The organism is Pseudomonas sp. MRSN 12121, assembly GCF_000931465.1.
GTDB lineage: Bacteria > Pseudomonadota > Gammaproteobacteria > Pseudomonadales > Pseudomonadaceae > Aquipseudomonas.
The window spans coordinates 4,409,216-4,425,883 of sequence record NZ_CP010892.1 but is presented as its reverse complement, the minus strand read 5'-3'; the positions used below and the strand labels follow the sequence as shown (position 1 = coordinate 4,425,883).

Here is a 16,668-nt window from a genome sequence, read left to right as displayed (position 1 = left end):
GTGCTTCTGGTCGTGCTGTATCCCCGTACTGAGCGGCGTGGCATGGCGCTTGTAAACCCGTACAATGCGGTTTTGTATCCATATGTTGAATAGTATCGGCTTTGCAGGGTTGCAGCCGTGATAGCTCTTCCAGTTTCGCAATACCGGGACAGAATGTTAAAAGTAGCCCCGGTTATGCTCGTCAACTTTATTTATCTGCTCGGATTGGGCAGCATTTTTTAGTCGATCAACAGTTGGACGCGCCCATGGCGCAGGAAAAGACGCGTTTTGAAGAAATCCACCGCTGCACCTAAAACAGTAGTCCCACTCTGGCGCCAGCAACTGCACTACCGGCTCAAGGAAGGTGCGTTGATCGCCATTGGTGCCTTGTGCCTGTTCCTGATGATGGCATTGCTGACCTATGGCAAAGACGACCCGGGCTGGAGTCATAACAGCAAGATCGAAGATGTGCAGAACTTCGGTGGTCCTGCCGGTTCTTACAGCGCCGATATCCTGTTTATGGTGTTGGGATACTTCGCCTATATCTTCCCGTTGTTATTGGCGATCAAGACTTATCAGATCTTTCGTCAGCGCCATGAGCCCTGGCAGTGGAGCGGTTGGCTGTTTTCCTGGCGCCTGATCGGCCTGGTCTTCCTGGTGCTGTCCGGCGCTGCGTTGGCGCATATTCATTTTCATGCGGCGACCGGCCTGCCAGCCGGCGCCGGTGGGGCACTGGGCGAGAGCCTCGGTGACCTGGCCCGGAACGCGTTGAACATCCAGGGCAGCACCCTGATGTTCATCGCGCTGTTCCTGTTCGGCCTGACCGTTTTCACCGATCTGTCCTGGTTCAAGGTCATGGATGTGACCGGCAAGATCACCCTCGACCTGTTCGAGCTGTTCCAAGGAGCTGCCAATCGCTGGTGGGCCGCGCGTACCGAGCGCAAGCAACTGGTCGCTCAGTTGCGCGAAGTGGATGCGCGGGTCGACGAGGTGGTGGCGCCGATCGTGCCCGACAAGCGGGAGCAGGCCAAGGTCAAGGAACGCCTGATCGAGCGCGAGCAGGCCTTGAGCAAACACATGTCCGAGCGGGAAAAACAGGTCCCGCCGGTGATTGCACCGGTCGCCGTCAAGGCGCCGGAGCCGAGCAAGCGCGTGCAGAAAGAGAAGCAGGCCCCGCTGTTTGTCGACAGCGCGGTCGAGGGCACTTTGCCGGCCATTTCGATTCTCGACCCGGCGGAAAAGAAACAACTCAACTATTCCCCCGAATCGCTGGCGGCTGTCGGCCACCTGCTGGAAATCAAGCTCAAGGAATTCGGCGTCGAAGTGTCGGTGGACTCGATCCACCCCGGCCCGGTGATTACCCGTTACGAAATCCAGCCGGCGGCCGGCGTCAAGGTCAGCCGTATCGCCAACCTGGCCAAGGACCTGGCGCGTTCGCTGGCGGTGACCAGCGTGCGGGTAGTGGAAGTGATTCCCGGCAAGACCACCGTGGGTATCGAGATTCCCAACGAAGACCGGCAGATCGTGCGTTTCTCCGAGGTCCTGTCGACGCCGGAGTACGACAACTTCAAGTCTCCGGTCACCCTGGCCCTGGGCCACGATATCGGCGGCAAGCCGATCATCACCGACCTGGCCAAGATGCCTCACCTGCTGGTCGCCGGTACCACCGGTTCCGGTAAGTCGGTGGGGGTCAACGCGATGATCCTGTCGATCCTGTTCAAGTCCGGCCCGGAAGACGCCAAGCTGATCATGATCGACCCGAAAATGCTCGAACTGTCGATCTATGAAGGCATCCCGCACCTGCTGTGCCCGGTGGTGACCGACATGAAGGACGCCGCCAATGCCCTGCGCTGGAGCGTGGCCGAGATGGAGCGGCGCTACAAGCTGATGGCCAAGATGGGCGTGCGTAACCTGTCGGGCTTCAACGCCAAGGTCAAGGAGGCGATCGAGGCCGGTACGCCGCTGACGGACCCGCTGTACAACCGCGAAAGCATTCACGACGAAGCACCGCTGCTGACCAAGTTGCCGACTATCGTGGTCGTGGTGGACGAGTTCGCCGACATGATGATGATTGTCGGCAAGAAGGTCGAGGAACTGATCGCGCGTATCGCCCAGAAAGCCCGTGCGGCGGGGATCCACCTGATCCTGGCGACCCAGCGTCCATCGGTGGATGTGATCACCGGCCTGATCAAGGCCAACATCCCGACCCGCATGGCGTTCCAGGTGTCGAGCAAGATCGATTCGCGGACCATCATCGACCAGGGCGGCGCCGAGCAGTTGCTGGGCCACGGTGACATGCTCTACATGCCGCCCGGCACCAGCCTGCCGATCCGCGTCCATGGTGCCTTCGTCTCCGACGATGAAGTGCACCGTGTCGTAGAAGCCTGGAAACTGCGCGGCGCGCCGGAGTACAACGACGACATCCTCAACGGCGTCGAAGAGGCCGGCAGCGGCTTCGAGGGTGGCGGTGGCGGCGGCGAGGGTGACGACGCTGAAACCGATGCGTTGTACGACGAAGCCGTGCAGTTCGTTCTCGAAAGCCGCCGGGCCTCCATTTCCGCCGTGCAGCGCAAGCTCAAGATCGGCTACAACCGCGCCGCGCGGATGATCGAAGCGATGGAAATGGCCGGTGTGGTGACCGCCATGAACACCAACGGCTCCCGCGAAGTGATTGCTCCGGGTCCAATGCGCGATTGAGCAGCGACCCGATACAGGCGGCGTGAACCCGCGCCGCCGGTTTTTTCCACGAATCCAATGAGGACTCCCATGCGTCTTATCCGCATGTTGCTGGTACCGGTACTGGCTTTAACGACCCTGTCGGCCCAGGCCGATCAGAAAGACGTGGCGCGTCTGACCCAACTGCTTGAAAAGTCCCAGACCCTGACTGCGCGCTTTTCCCAATTGACCCTCGACGGCAGCGGCACCCAGCTGCAGGAAACCGCCGGCGACATGGCGCTCAAGCGCCCGGGCCTGTTCTACTGGCACACCGACGCGCCGCAGGAACAACTGATGGTTTCCGACGGCAAGAAAGTTTCCCTGTGGGACCCGGACCTGGAGCAGGTCACCATCAAGACCCTGGACCAGCGCCTGACCCAGACCCCGGCGCTGTTGTTGTCGGGCGATGTGTCGAAAATCAGCGAGAGTTTCGATATCAGCGCCAAGGAAGCCGGCGGCGTGGTCGATTTCATTCTCAAGCCGAAGACCAAGGACACGCTGTTCGACAGCCTGCGCCTGTCGTTCCGCAATGGCCTGGTCAATGACATGCAACTGATCGACAGCGTTGGGCAGCGCACCAATATCCTGTTCACCGGGGTCAAGGCCAACGAGCCGATCGCCGCTACCAAGTTCAAGTTCGACATCCCCAAGGGTGCCGATGTGATTCAAGAATAAGTCGACGCCAAGAGGTTTCAATCGTCCGCCATGGATCTGTTTCGCAGTGACCCGATCGCCCAACCCCTGGCCGCGCGCTTGCGCCCGGCCAATCTGGACGAGTATGTCGGTCAGGAGCATGTGCTCGCCCGAGGCAAGCCGCTGCGCGAGGCGTTGGAGCAGGGGGCCCTGCATTCGATGATCTTCTGGGGGCCGCCGGGGGTGGGCAAGACCACCCTGGCGCGGCTCCTGGCGAAAGTCTCGGACGCGCACTTCGAGACTGTCTCGGCGGTGCTGGCCGGGGTCAAGGAGATCCGCCAGGCGGTGGAGATCGCCAAGCAGCAGGCGGCCCAGTACGGGCGCCGGACCATCCTATTCGTCGATGAAGTGCACCGCTTCAACAAGTCCCAGCAGGACGCCTTCCTGCCCTATGTCGAGGACGGCACGCTGATTTTCATCGGCGCGACCACGGAAAACCCGTCCTTCGAGCTGAACAACGCGCTGTTGTCCCGGGCCCGGGTGTATGTGCTCAAGAGCCTCGACGAGGCCGCCCTGCACAAGCTGGTGCAGCGGGCGCTGACCGAAGAGCGCGGGCTGGGCAAGCGCCAGCTGAGCCTCAGTGACGAAGGCTTCCAGATGTTGCTGGCAGCGGCGGACGGCGACGGTCGCCGCTTGCTCAACCTGCTGGAAAACGCGTCGGACCTTGCCGAGGACGGCACGCAAATCGGGGTCGAGCTGCTGCAAAGCCTGCTGGGCGACACCCGGCGGCGTTTCGACAAGGGCGGTGAAGCCTTCTACGACCAGATATCGGCGCTGCACAAATCGGTCCGTGGCTCCAACCCGGACGGCGCCCTGTACTGGTTCGCGCGGATGCTCGACGGCGGTTGCGACCCGCTGTACCTGGCGCGGCGGGTGGTGCGCATGGCTAGCGAGGACATCGGCAATGCCGATCCGCGGGCGCTGAGCCTGTGCCTGGCCGCCTGGGACGTACAGGAGCGCCTGGGCAGCCCCGAGGGCGAGCTGGCGGTGGCCCAGGCCATTACCTACCTTGCCTGCGCGCCGAAAAGCAATGCAGTGTACATGGGCTTCAAGACCGCCATGCGCAGCGCCGCCGAGCATGGGTCGCTGGAGGTGCCGCTGCACCTGCGCAACGCCCCGACCAAGCTGATGAAGCAACTGGGCTATGGCGACGAATACCGCTATGCCCACGATGAACCGGACGCCTACGCGGCCGGCGAAGACTATTTTCCCGAGGAGCTGGAGCCGCAGGCTTTCTATCAGCCCGTGCCTCGCGGCCTGGAGTTGAAGATCGGCGAGAAGCTCAAGCATCTGGCGGAACTTGACCGAACCAGCCCCAAGCAACGGAGAAAACCGTGATTCCATTGATCGTTGCCGTCTCGGCAGGCGGCATTGCCGGCACCTTGTTGCGTTTTGCCGCCGGTAACTGGATCAACGCCAATTGGCCGCGGCACTTCTATACCGCGACGCTGGCCGTTAATATCGTGGGCTGCCTGCTGATCGGCGTGTTGTACGGCCTGTTTCTGATCCGCCCGGAAGTGCCCGTCGAGGTGCGCGCCGGGTTGATCGTGGGCTTCCTCGGTGGCCTGACGACTTTTTCATCCTTTTCACTGGATACGGTGCGTCTGCTGGAAAGCGGACAGGTACCGCTAGCCCTGGGCTATGCGGCTATCAGCGTATTCGGCGGGCTGCTCGCGACCTGGGCCGGCCTGTCCCTGACCAAACTTTGATAAACGAGAGACCGACATGCTCGATTCCAAACTGTTACGTAGCAACCTTCAGGACGTAGCGGACCGCCTGGCATCCCGTGGCTTTGCCCTGGATGTAGCACGCATCGAAGCGCTGGAGGAACAGCGCAAGACCGTCCAGACCCGCACCGAACAACTGCAGGCCGAACGTAACGCGCGCTCCAAGTCCATCGGTCAGGCCAAGCAGCGTGGTGAAGATATCGCGCCGCTGATGGCCGACGTCGAGCGCATGGGGAACGAGCTGACCTCCGGCAAGGCCGAGCTGGAAGGCATCCAGACCGAGCTGGACTCGATCCTGCAGGGGATTCCGAACCTGCCTCACGAGTCCGTGCCGGTAGGTGCCGACGAAGAAGGTAACGTCGAAGTGCGCCGCTGGGGCACGCCGACGGCCTTTGACTTCCCGATCCTGGACCACGTTGCCCTGGGCGAAAAAAACGGCTGGCTGGACTTCGAGACCGCGGCCAAGCTGTCGGGCGCGCGGTTTGCCCTGCTGCGCGGACCGATTGCCCGTCTGCACCGCGCCCTGGCACAGTTCATGATCAACCTGCATACCAGCGAGCACGGCTATGAAGAAGCCTACACGCCTTACCTGGTGCAGGCGCCGGCCCTGATGGGGACCGGCCAGTTGCCGAAGTTCGAAGAGGACCTGTTCAAGATCGGCCGTGAAAACGAAGCCGACCTGTACCTGATCCCGACCGCCGAAGTGTCGCTGACCAATATCGTGGCGGGCGAGATCCTCGATCCGAAGCAACTGCCGATCAAGTTCGTCGCCCATACCCCGTGCTTCCGTAGCGAAGCCGGTTCGTCGGGCCGCGACACCCGCGGCATGATCCGCCAGCACCAGTTCGACAAGGTCGAGATGGTGCAGATCGTCGAGCCGTCGACCTCCATGGAAGCCCTGGAAGGCCTGACCGCCAATGCCGAGAAGGTCCTGCAACTGCTGGGCCTGCCTTATCGCGTCCTGGCGTTGTGCACCGGCGACATGGGCTTCAGCGCGGTGAAGACCTACGACCTGGAAGTCTGGGTGCCGAGCCAGGACAAATACCGGGAAATCTCGTCGTGCTCCAACTGCGGCGATTTCCAGGCCCGCCGCATGCAGGCGCGTTTCCGTAACCCGGAAACCGGCAAGCCGGAGCTGGTCCACACCCTGAACGGTTCCGGCTTGGCGGTCGGTCGTACCCTGGTGGCGGTGCTGGAGAACTATCAGCAGGCCGACGGTTCGATCCGTGTGCCTGACGTGCTCAAGCCTTACATGGGCGGTGTCGAGGTCATCGGCTAAATGGAATTTCTGCCGCTGTTTCATAACCTGCGCGGCAGTCGTGTGTTGGTGGTCGGCGGCGGGGAGATTGCCTTGCGCAAATCCCGCCTGCTGGCCGATGCCGGTGCGCTGCTGCGGGTCGTTGCGCCTGAAGTGGAACCGCAGTTGCGCGACCTGGTGACAGCCAGCGGTGGCGAATGCCTGTTGCGCGGTTATGTCGAGGCGGACCTGGACGGCTGCGTGCTGATCATTGCCGCCACCGACGACGAGCCGCTCAATGCCCAGGTGTCCGCCGACGCCCATCGGCGCTGCGTACCCGTTAACGTGGTGGATGCGCCGGCCCTGTGCAGCGTGATCTTTCCGGCGATCGTCGATCGTTCGCCGCTGGTGATCGCGGTCTCCAGCGGTGGCGATGCGCCGGTGCTGGCGCGGTTGATCCGGGCCAAGCTGGAAACCTGGATTCCCTCGACCTACGGTCAACTGGCCGGCCTGGCCGCGCGTTTTCGCAATCAGGTCAAGGGCCTGTTTCCGGGTGTGCAACAGCGCCGGGCGTTCTGGGAAGAGGTGTTCCAGGGGCCGATCGCCGACCGGCAGCTGGCCGGGCAGGGCGAGGAGGCCGAGCGTCTGTTGCGGGCCAAGATCGCCGGCGAAGCCCCCGATGCGCCGGGCGAGGTGTACCTGGTAGGTGCCGGGCCGGGCGATCCGGATCTCCTGACCTTCCGCGCACTGCGCCTGATGCAGCAAGCCGATGTGGTGCTCTACGACCGCCTGGTGGCGCCGGCGATTCTCGAACTGTGCCGTCGCGATGCCGATCGGGTGTATGTCGGCAAGCGTCGCGCCGATCACGCCTTGCCTCAGGAGCAGATCAACCAGCAACTGGTGGACCTGGCCAGGCAGGGCAAGCGTGTATTGCGGCTCAAGGGCGGCGATCCGTTCATCTTCGGCCGGGGCGGCGAGGAAATCGAAGAGCTGGCGACCCATGGCATTCCGTTCCAGGTGGTGCCGGGCATTACCGCGGCCAGCGGTTGCGCCGCCTATGCCGGGATTCCGCTGACCCATCGCGACTATGCGCAGTCCGTGCGTTTCGTCACCGGGCACCTGAAGGACGGCACCACCGATCTGCCCTGGGCAGACCTGGTCGCGCCCGCACAGACCCTGGTGTTCTACATGGGCCTGGTGGGCTTGCCGGTGATCTGCGAGCAACTGATTCGCCATGGCCGCGCGGCGGATACGCCGGCCGCATTGATCCAGCAGGGCACGACCGCCAACCAGCGGGTGTTCACCGGCACCCTGGCGGATCTGCCGAAGCTGGTGGCGGAGCACGAAGTGCATGCGCCGACCCTGGTGATAGTCGGTGAAGTGGTGCAGCTTCGCGACAAGCTCGCCTGGTTCGAAGGCGCCCAGTCGCAGGTCTGAAAAGCATCGCGGGCAAGCCTTGCTCCTACAGGTAGGAGCAAGGCTTGCCCGCGATAGCGATCTGGCTACTGGCTCAATTCTTGCGCCAAACCCCAAGCCCCTTCAAACGCTCCCGGTCATGGGCAGCATCGAAATCCTGCGCCGGCCCTTTGGGCACGATGCCGGTCGGGTTGATGGTGCGGTGGCTGGCGTAGTAGTGCCCCTTGATATGGGTGAAGTCGACGGTTTCGGCAATCCCCGGCCACTGGTACAGCTCCCGCAGCCAGTTCGACAGGTTGGGATAGTCGGCGATCCGTCGCAGGTTGCACTTGAAGTGGCCGTAATACACGGCGTCGAAGCGAATCAGCGTGGTGAACAGGCGGATGTCCGCTTCGGTCAGGTATTCGCCTGCCAGGTAGCGCTGGGTGCTCAAGCGTCGTTCCAGCCAGTCGAGTTCGGCGAACACATCGTCGAAGGCGGCGTCGTAGGCCTGTTGCGAGGTGGCGAAGCCGGCGCGATACACACCATTGTTCACTGCGGGATAAATGCGCTCGTTCAGTGCGTCGATTTCCTTGCGCAGCGGTTGCGGATAGAAGTCCAGGTCATTGCCGCTCAGGCCGTCGAAGGCGCTGTTGAACATGCGGATGATTTCCGCCGATTCGTTGCTGACGATGCGTTGTTGCTGTTTGTCCCACAGCAGCGGCACGGTGACGCGTCCGGTGTAGTCGCGGGTGTCGGCGGTGTAGCGCTGGTGCAGGAAATCCAGGTGATCCAGCGGATCGCCGCTGGAGCCTCGGGCCCGGTCGAACGTCCAGCCATTTTCCAGCATCAGCCAACTGACCACCGAGACATCGATCAGCTGTTCCAGGCCCTTGAGCTTGCGCAGGATCAGGGTGCGATGGGCCCAGGGGCAGGCGAGGGAGACGTACAGGTGATAGCGGCCGGCCTGGGCGCGAAAGCCGCCTTCGCCGCTCGGGCCCGGCGCGCCGTCAGCGGTCACCCAGTTGCGGCGTTGTGCCTGTTCGCGCTGGAACGTGCCGTCTTTGCTGCTTTCGTACCACTGGTCGTGCCAGCGTCCTTCGATCAGCAAGCCCATGAAAAAACTCCTCGGTAATGTGCATTGGTGTGCAGTCTATGCCGAGGAGTTCGAACGAATTACGCAAAAGTCGGGCGGTTATGATCGGCTAGATCGATCTGTCCCGTGCGTCCCAGTAGGCCTGGGCCTGCACGAACGCTTGCTCCCGCGGTGTGCCGAGCCCGCGCAGGGCCAGGGCCATGGTGGCGATCAAGGCCAGTTGCGGGTAGCTGTCCTGCACCTCGCCACGCCAGATGGCAGCCAGGTGCGCCGGGTCGAGGGAAGCCGGTTTCACATGGCGCTGGGCGGACAGCGCCGGCCATTCCTCATCCCAGCTCACGCCGCCGGTGGTGCCATACAGATGGCTGGCGCTGTCCGGATTGATCTCGATTTCGCCGCCATCGCCCTTGATCACAATGACGTTGTCGCCCAACAGGCCGCTGGCGTCGCGGTGTACGCCCTGGTAACCGGGGTGGAAGATGCTTTGCAGGCCGCAGCGCGCGCCCAGCGGATTGAGGATGCGCGCCAGCGAGTGGATCGGCGAGCGCAGGCCCAGGGTGTTGCGCAAGTCGATCATGCGTTGCAGTTGCGGCGCCCAGTCGCCCAGCGGGATGAAGGCCAGGTTGCCCCGGTCCAGGGCGCTGCCGACTGCCTGCCAGTCGCGGCACAGCGGGATCTGCAACTGTTCCAGCAATTGCTCGGTGTACAGCCGGCCGGCCGTGTGGGCACCACCGCCATGCAGCAGGATGCGCACGCCGTTCTGCGCCAGGCACTTGGCGGCCAGCAGGAACCAGGGCAGGTGGCGCTTTTTACCGGCGTAGCTGGGCCAGTCCAGGTCGACCCGGATCGGCGGCGCCTGCAGGCGCTCGCGCAGGGCCTCGGTAAAGCCGGCCAGTTCCTCCGGGCTTTCCTCCTTGTGCCGCAACAGCATCAGGAAGGCGCCGAGCTGGGTGTCCTCGACTTGCTCGTCGAGCAGCATGCCCATGGCTTCCCGGGCTTCTTCGCGGGTGAGGCTGCGGGCGCCGCGTTTGCCTTTGCCGAGGATGCGCACGAATTGCGCGAAAGGATGTTCGGCGGGCGTTTCGGTGGTCAGCGGGGCGAAGTCGGTCATAGGCAATTGGTCGGCTTGGGCAGGCCCGCCAGCTTGGCGGCCAGTTTGGCGGGAGTGCCGTTGAACAGGCGGTTCAGGTGCAGGCTGTTGCCCTTGTCCGGGCCCAGCTTCAAGGCGGTGTACTTGATCAGCGGACGGGTCGCGGGCGAGAGCTGGAACTCCTGGTAGAAGCCGCGCAGCAGCTCGAGGATTTCCCAGTGTTCGGGGGTCAGTTCCAGCTGTTCCGCCGCAGCCAGGGCGTCGGCCACCTCGGCGGACCAGTCGTCCAGGTTCACCAGGTAGCCGTCCTTGTCCAGGGCGATGGCGCGCGCGCCGACGGTCAGTGCATTCATAACCAGCTGTTGACCTTGGCGTAGTGGATCGACAACTCGACGAACCCCGGGTAATCGACGCTCGTGGCCCAGGCCGGCACTTCCAGGCCGCGGGCCTGGTGGTCTTCGGCCAGCACGTAGAGCTTCAGCCCCTCGCCGTGCGCCTGCAGGGTCGCCAGCGGTGCGCTGCCAGGCTGCAAGGCATACACGGCGTCGCCACACAGCAGGATGGCGTCCTGTGGGCCCAGCAGGCGCAGGCAACTGCCCAGCCGGGAGTCGGTGAAAGGCGAATGGGACAGCACATGCAAGGTCGACATCAGAGGGTGATCACTTGGTCAAAACGGTCAATGAGTGCGCCGAGTTCGGCTGGCGCCAGGACCTGCACATCGTCCAGGTTCAGGGCCTCCGGGGCCAGGCCGCGTTCCGCCACGCTGGCGCCGCAGGCAAACAGTTGCTCGACACCGAACAGCGACAGGGCCTGCAGGTTGGCAGCGAGGTCCTTTTGCTGGACGGCGGCCGCTTGCTGGCCGGGCGCCAGTTGGAACACGCCGTCGTCGAGAAACAGCAGGCCGATCGGCAGGTCGAAGGCGCCGCCGGCCAGGACGATATCCAGGGCTTCGCGGGCGGCAGGGCCGGACCAGGGGGCCTGGCGGCTGATAATCAGCAGGGATTGCGCCATGTCTTATGGCCCTCCGAAACAGATCAGGCGATCGGCCGCCTGGATCGCATCATGCAACTGGCCGAGCCCGGACAGTTCCCAGGGCGCGCTCAGGTTGACGGCCGGGCGCTGATAGCGCGCGGCTTCTTCCGGGTTCAGCACCCCACGGCGCAGGGCCGCGGCAATGCACACCACGCCATCGAGCCGATGCTCGCTGACAAAGGCCCGCCACTGGGCGGGCAAGTCCAGCTCGTCCTGCGGGGTGACGATGTTGTCCGATGCGCTGTACACGCCATCCTGGTAGAAAAACAGCCGCACGATCTCATGGCCGCCGGCCAGCGCTGCCTGGGCAAAGGCCAGGGCACGGCGCGAGGACGGCGCATGAGGGGCGGAGAAAAGGGCAATGGCGAACTTCATGAAGCACTCTGTCTGCAAACCAGGCGGCCATGATAAAGCTTTATGCCGGGCCCGGCGAAGTGGCTTTAGCGTGGCGTGTAGCCCAGTTGCCAGCGATGGGGGATCTTCAGCGACAGCAGCCCCAGCGTCGCGGACAGCAGCGCGCTGGCGAACAGCGCCTTGAGGCCGAAATGGTGCTCCAGGATGGCGCCCAGCACGGCCCCGGCGAACATGCCGGTCCAGGGCACCAGCTGCACGCGCCAGCCGTTGCGCCGTTCGCCCAGCAGCCAGCGTCCCAGGCCCCGGCCAAAACGCGACAGGGCGCCGGTGACATAGGTCAGGCCCACGGGCAGCCCGTTCACTTCCTCGACGGCCGCGTTGAGCATGCCCATGGCGACGATCGCCGCCAGCAACGCAGGCAGGCGCTCCGCGAAAGGCCAGGCGGCGGCCACGCCCAGCAGCACGGCGATACACAGCAGTAGCGGCAGGGCTCGGCGCCGGCCCAGGCGGCTGATGACGATGCCCAGGGCGTTGCCGGCGATGAAGGTGAGTACCAGCAGCACCAGGTGCAGGACCAGGGCCAGGTCGGCGTCGCTGATGGCCACGGCCAGGCGTGTGGTGTTGCCGCTCATGAAGGAGACGAAGTCGCCGGTGGCCATGAAGCCGATGGCGTCGGTCATGCCGGCCAGTACGGACAGGCTGGCGACCAGGCACAGGCCGATACGGCCCTGCCAGCGCTGGCGGCGCAACAGGCGCGGGTTGCCAAGAGAGTGGGGGGAAGAGGGCAGCATCAGGGTTGGCTCATCGGGACGGTGGTTCCTTGACTCTGAACGAAGGGGGCAGCGCTTCGGGCAGGACGGCAGGCAAGCCCTGCGACCATAGCGCCTGGCCATCCCAGCGTCAAAAGACGCTCGGCGCCGCCGCCGCGACTAAGGGTCATGGGCGATCGGCCTGTGCCGTTGAGCGGATCGCCCCGGCAAAATGAGCACTGGGTAACACTTTCCAGCGAATGCCTGGGTATGGGGGGTGCCATTGTGACCTATTCTCAACGGGCCATTTGCACGTGGCCGTCAAGGAGGAATCCCTCATGCTCTCGGTGAGCGAGCTTCGCCAGATCCTGGAAACCGCGTTCCTGCCGCTGTCCTGCAGTTGCACCGTCAACGCCGACGGATCCCTGGCAATCAGGGTGTTCGAACCGCGAAGCGGGCGGGTCGAGCTGTTGCTGACCGGTGTGTCGACCGAAGACCTGACCAGTGTCCGGGCGGCGGCCAATTTCGTTGCGGAGCTGCGAACGGAAATCAGGGCCGGGCGCCGGGCATTCGCGGGCGGGTTCTAGGTGTCGCACTGTTCGTCCCGGCGCAGCGGTAACGAATCTCGGTCTTCTCGATACTGGCCATCCCCCCATCCATTGGCGGGGTGAGCCGCCTGCCATCAATAGGTTTCGTGCCTGGGCAGGGCATCGGTAATGGTGAACCAGGGCGCTTTGCTGGCGACAAAGACATGCCGGCTGGCGCTGACCTGTGGATCGGTGTCCAGGGTGCCCAAGGGAAATCCGAGTACCTGGGGATCGGCGTCGAACCGGGTGAACAGGCTGGAACCGCAGACCGAACAGAAGCTCTTCCACTCGCCGGGCGACGATTCATAAAACGACAGCAGGTGTTCCCCGCACAAGGTTTTCCAATCTGCGGTCCTGACCTTGGCGCGCGTGCGAAAGGCCGCGGCATGCAGTTTGCGGCACATGGAGCAATGGCAGTTCAGGACATCCGTCAAGGCTCCCGCGATTTCGTAACGAACCCCGCCGCACAGGCAACTTCCTCGATGGATCATGGTTTTCTTTCCGAATGCTGGGTAGGGGCACCACGCTACCGGCGCGCCACAGGCCCGGGAAGGTTCGGAAACGACAGGCTGCGGGAGTTTTCCGCCAATCGACAGGGCCGGAGCCTCGGCCCTCGCTTGACCAGGGCGTGACGGGCTTAACGTTTTTTTGACAGCGACGCGGCGATGATTGGCGGCGCAGGGAGATATTGCCCGGCGCCGCTGTCCAACCCCCGGTCATTAACTGGCGGCACCGGTAAATGATACATTTGTCGATTATTTAAGGATGAGGAAACACTATGCGAGTTTGGCTCGGAGCGTCGCTGATGGGACTGCTGGCCGGTTGTTCGTTGCCCACGGCGCTGGCACCGGGCAAGCCGAATGTCAGCGAAATCACCAGCAAGACGCCCAAGGACTATGCCCAGTGCGTACTGCCGGCCTGGCAGCGCGAGACGTCCCGGACCACCCAGACCGATATCTCCAATGGTTACCGGATTACCGCCCCCGGCAGCCTGGCCTCGGATGAAATCGTGGAAGTGGTGAAATCGAAGAATGGCAGCCTGGTATCGCTCTACCAGGGCACTCCCTGGGCCAAGTCCGGGAGCTTGAAAAAGGTGGTGCAGGATTGCCTGTAGGCGGTCCAGAGCCACTTCATGAAGGTCGGCGCTGTAGCTGAAGCCCTGGGTCTCCGGGGCTTTTTTATGCCCGCGCGATGGGTCGGGATGTCCGGCGCTCGTCTTGAGCCAGGTAAGTTCTTGAATCATCAAGGTACTTTTCTGCATAAAAACAGGACAAATCTGACAGTTTTTTTGACGGCTTTGGCCGTCCCGTGGACAATGGCGCGTTAGCCACCACCCATGCTGGCCATTTCGCTTTCACCAGCAGGGCTGCCAGGGTTGGGGGCGATCTCTGTGGGTCATGCCTATCTTCTCGCTGCTGTCAGGTGGCGAGCGCAGGAGCGGCGGCTACAGGCCGATCGTAATACCGGGTGCTGTTTATTCACTCCTTTGGTTACACCCGACTAGTCTCTCTGTGGGAATGTGGTTTTAGCGGGCGCACCGGACCATCGACTGATGCCGTCCGCGAGCGTCCCAACAAAAGCGTGTCACTCAAGTAGCTGAAGCCAACACGAATAAGAAGTCAGCGCAGGAGCGACATATAAACTGAGGTCGATAGTGTCATGTCGGCTTTGTGTGCCCACCCTTCAGTTCTTCCGAGTACAGGGACCCCCGGCGGTGCCTGGGCAGCTCATGATCGGGAATGGGGGGCGGATGGCGTTCTATCGTAGGAACTACTGTATGTTGAAAAAAGTGAACACGGCCCTGCTGGGCTTGGCGATGACGATGGGGCTCAGCTCCGCGTACGCCGCCGAGACCAAGAAAGTGGATGTGCTGCTCATCGGTGGCGGCATCATGAGTTCGACCCTGGGTATCTGGCTCAATGAGCTGGAGCCGGGCTGGTCGATGGAAATGGTCGAGCGTCTCGACGGCGTCGCCGAAGAAAGCTCGAACGGCTGGAACAACGCCGGTACCGGTCACTCCGCCCTGGCGGAACTGAACTACACCCCGGAAAACAAGGACGGCAAGGTCGAGATCGCCAAGGCGATCGAGATCAACGAAGCGTTCCAGATTTCCCGCCAGTTCTGGTCGTGGCAGGTCAAGAACGATGTGCTGAAGAACCCGCGTTCGTTCATCAACTCCACGCCGCACATGAGCTTCGTGTGGGGCGACGACAACATCAAGTTCCTCAAGAAGCGCTACGAAGCGCTGCAGGCGAGCCCGCTGTTCGCCGGCATGCAGTACTCCGAAGACCCGGAGCAGATCAAGAAGTGGGTCCCGCTGATGATGGAAGGGCGCGATCCGAAGCAGAAGATCGCCGCCACCTGGTCGCCGATCGGCACCGACGTGAACTTCGGCGAGATCACCCGCCAGTTCGTCGGCCACTTGAAAGCCCAGCCGAACTTCTCGCTGAAGCTGTCCAGCGAAGTGGAAGACATCAAGCGTAACGACGATGGCTCGTGGCGCGTGGTGTACAAGAACCTGAAAGACGGTACCGAACCCAGACCGATGCCAAGTTCGTGTTCATCGGCGCCGGCGGCGGTGCCCTGCACCTGCTGCAGAAGTCGGGCATCCCCGAAGCCAAGGAATATGCCGGCTTCCCTGTGGGCGGTTCGTTCCTGGTGACCGAGAACCCATCGATCGCCGAGCAGCACCTGGCGAAGGCCTACGGCAAGGCATCGGTCGGCGCGCCGCCGATGTCGGTTCCGCACCTGGACACCCGCGTGCTGGACGGCAAGCGCGTGATCCTGTTTGGCCCGTTCGCGACCTTCTCCACCAAGTTCCTCAAGGAAGGTTCGTACTTCGACCTGCTGACCAGCACCACCACTCACAACATCTGGCCCATGACCAAGGTCGGCATCAAGGAATACCCGCTGGTCGAGTACCTTGCCGGCCAGCTGATGCTGTCGGATGAAGACCGCCTTAACGCCCTGAAAGAGTACTTCCCCAACGCCAAGGCTGAAGACTGGCGTCTGTGGCAGGCCGGCCAGCGCGTGCAGATCATCAAGCGCGATGAGCAGCAGGGCGGCGTCCTGAAACTGGGCACCGAGATCGTTGCCGCCCAGGACGGCAGCATTGCCGGCCTGCTGGGCGCTTCGCCGGGTGCTTCGACTGCCGCGCCGATCATGCTGAGCGTGCTGGAGAAGGTGTTCAAGGACAAGGTCGCGACCCCGGCCTGGCAGGAAAAGCTGCACCAGATCGTGCCGAGCTACGGCACCCAGCTCAACGGCAGCCCTGAGCGCGTCGCGAAAGAGTGGGCCTATACCGCAGAAACCCTGCAACTGACCCCACCACCCGCCATCGGTAACGCCGCCGCGCCAGCGCAACCTGCGGCCGAAGCGCCAAAGGCGCCAGCCAGCAACGCGTCGACTGACATGGCTCTGTAACACCCGGCTGCGCCCTTGCGGTGCAGCCCAGGCCGGGGCCCGTTGCATGGCCCGGGTCGAAACAACAAACGCCGCTCCCCTCGGGAGCGGCGTTTTTGTTTGCCTGGACATCGCGATGCCGGCCAGTGCGGGAACTATTGCCGGGAAATGCCTTTCCATAAGCTTCGACGCCACGATGCCTGGAGAAGGCGATGCTCAGAGCAGGCTTTGCAATCCCGATCGTCTCGATTCTGCTGGCGTTACCGCCGGTTTGCGGTGCGGCGCCCGAGATCCAGGCCACTGTCCCATATTCCAACGACCACGCGAATTGGGAGCGCCTGCCGGTGGTCAATTACTACCAGGTGAAAAACCTGCTGCAAGACTCGAAGCGGGATTGGCGCCCGGCCGCGGCACTGGCGCCGGACCTCCGGCAGGGCATCCGCCGCGGTCGCACCCTGCCAGCGCAGCAGTCCCGGCCACTGAGCCCCAGGCTGCTCCGGCAACTGCCGCGCTATGAAGGCTACCAATGGTGGCGGGCCGGCTCCGACCTGCTGCTGGTCAGGACGTCGAACCAGATGATCTTCGATGTAGTGGTCGACGCCTTCCAATAGG

At 63.3% G+C, this 16,668-nt stretch carries 17 protein-coding genes and 1 pseudogene; 10 read left to right on the top strand and 8 right to left on the bottom strand.

Annotated elements, in window-relative coordinates:
* Positions 1–267: 267 nt before the first annotated feature.
* The 6 genes from ftsK (at position 268) to cysG (ending at position 7,788) form a co-directional block, all read left to right on the top strand.
* The gene (ftsK, locus tag TO66_RS20125; protein WP_044463913.1) at positions 268–2,676 is read left to right on the top strand and encodes a DNA translocase FtsK; all 2,409 of its coding nucleotides are present in this window, start codon (positions 268–270) and stop codon (positions 2,674–2,676) included.
* A gap of 69 nt (positions 2,677–2,745) precedes the next feature.
* The gene (gene lolA, locus TO66_RS20120) at positions 2,746–3,369 is read left to right on the top strand and encodes an outer membrane lipoprotein chaperone LolA (protein ID WP_044463912.1); all 624 of its coding nucleotides are present in this window, start codon (positions 2,746–2,748) and stop codon (positions 3,367–3,369) included.
* Between the two features lie 30 nt (positions 3,370–3,399).
* On the top strand, positions 3,400–4,725 hold the full coding sequence (locus TO66_RS20115; RefSeq protein WP_044463911.1) for a replication-associated recombination protein A: 1,326 nt from the start codon (positions 3,400–3,402) through the stop codon (positions 4,723–4,725).
* Positions 4,722–5,096 carry a fluoride efflux transporter CrcB gene (gene crcB / locus TO66_RS20110; protein ID WP_044463910.1) on the top strand — a complete coding sequence of 125 codons (375 nt, stop codon included), beginning with the start codon at positions 4,722–4,724 and terminating at the stop codon, positions 5,094–5,096. Before TO66_RS20115 ends, crcB begins: the two co-directional genes overlap by 4 nt.
* 16 nt (positions 5,097–5,112) lie before the next feature.
* Entirely contained in the window at positions 5,113–6,393 is a 1,281-nt protein-coding gene (gene serS, locus TO66_RS20105) for a serine--tRNA ligase (RefSeq protein WP_044463909.1), read from the top strand.
* The gene (gene cysG / locus TO66_RS20100; RefSeq protein WP_044463908.1) at positions 6,394–7,788 is read left to right on the top strand and encodes a siroheme synthase CysG; all 1,395 of its coding nucleotides are present in this window, start codon (positions 6,394–6,396) and stop codon (positions 7,786–7,788) included.
* A gap of 73 nt (positions 7,789–7,861) precedes the next feature.
* Here the strand turns inward: cysG and TO66_RS20095 are convergent, their stop codons facing one another.
* The 7 genes from TO66_RS20095 to TO66_RS20065 form a co-directional block, all read right to left on the bottom strand.
* Entirely contained in the window at positions 7,862–8,863 is a 1,002-nt protein-coding gene (locus TO66_RS20095; protein WP_044463907.1) for a glutathione S-transferase family protein, read from the bottom strand.
* 88 nt (positions 8,864–8,951) lie between these two features.
* A complete protein-coding gene (locus TO66_RS20090; RefSeq protein WP_044463906.1) occupies positions 8,952–9,953 on the bottom strand; it encodes a glycosyl transferase family protein in 1,002 nt (333 codons plus the stop codon).
* Positions 9,950–10,285, bottom strand: a complete 336-nt coding sequence (locus TO66_RS20085) for a TusE/DsrC/DsvC family sulfur relay protein (RefSeq protein WP_044463905.1) — start codon at positions 10,283–10,285, stop codon at positions 9,950–9,952. The genes TO66_RS20090 and TO66_RS20085 overlap by 4 nt, the downstream gene beginning before the upstream one ends.
* Positions 10,282–10,581 (bottom strand): sulfurtransferase complex subunit TusB, encoded by a 300-nt coding sequence (tusB, locus tag TO66_RS20080; protein WP_044463904.1) that lies wholly within the window; start codon positions 10,579–10,581, stop codon positions 10,282–10,284. Before tusB ends, TO66_RS20085 begins: the two co-directional genes overlap by 4 nt.
* Positions 10,581–10,943, bottom strand: coding sequence for a sulfurtransferase complex subunit TusC (gene tusC / locus TO66_RS20075; protein ID WP_044463903.1), 363 nt, complete (start codon positions 10,941–10,943; stop codon positions 10,581–10,583). Before tusC ends, tusB begins: the two co-directional genes overlap by 1 nt.
* 3 nt (positions 10,944–10,946) lie before the next feature.
* Positions 10,947–11,339, bottom strand: coding sequence for a sulfurtransferase complex subunit TusD (tusD, locus tag TO66_RS20070; protein ID WP_044463902.1), 393 nt, complete (start codon positions 11,337–11,339; stop codon positions 10,947–10,949).
* Positions 11,340–11,404: 65 nt separating this feature from the next.
* A complete protein-coding gene (locus TO66_RS20065) occupies positions 11,405–12,109 on the bottom strand; it encodes a YoaK family protein (protein ID WP_044463901.1) in 705 nt (234 codons plus the stop codon).
* 296 nt (positions 12,110–12,405) lie between these two features.
* Here TO66_RS20065 and TO66_RS20060 point away from each other — a divergent pair, with 296 nt between their 5' ends.
* Complete coding sequence (locus TO66_RS20060; RefSeq protein ID WP_044463900.1) at positions 12,406–12,654, top strand: DUF1652 domain-containing protein; 249 nt, start codon at positions 12,406–12,408, stop codon at positions 12,652–12,654.
* A gap of 95 nt (positions 12,655–12,749) precedes the next feature.
* On the opposite strand, the gene TO66_RS20055 is transcribed toward TO66_RS20060, so the two are convergent.
* On the bottom strand, positions 12,750–13,145 hold the full coding sequence (locus TO66_RS20055) for a GFA family protein (RefSeq protein ID WP_044463899.1): 396 nt from the start codon (positions 13,143–13,145) through the stop codon (positions 12,750–12,752).
* A 287-nt stretch (positions 13,146–13,432) separates the two neighbouring features.
* Between TO66_RS20055 and TO66_RS20050 the strand changes: the two genes are divergently transcribed.
* The 3 genes and pseudogenes from TO66_RS20050 (at position 13,433) to TO66_RS20040 (ending at position 16,667) form a co-directional block, all read left to right on the top strand.
* Positions 13,433–13,768, top strand: coding sequence for a hypothetical protein (locus TO66_RS20050; RefSeq protein WP_044463898.1), 336 nt, complete (start codon positions 13,433–13,435; stop codon positions 13,766–13,768).
* 663 nt (positions 13,769–14,431) lie between these two features.
* Positions 14,432–16,077 (top strand): annotated as a pseudogene (mqo, locus tag TO66_RS20045) (malate dehydrogenase (quinone)).
* Positions 16,078–16,268: 191 nt separating this feature from the next.
* Complete coding sequence (locus TO66_RS20040; RefSeq protein WP_044463897.1) at positions 16,269–16,667, top strand: hypothetical protein; 399 nt, start codon at positions 16,269–16,271, stop codon at positions 16,665–16,667.
* Position 16,668 lies beyond the last annotated feature (1 nt).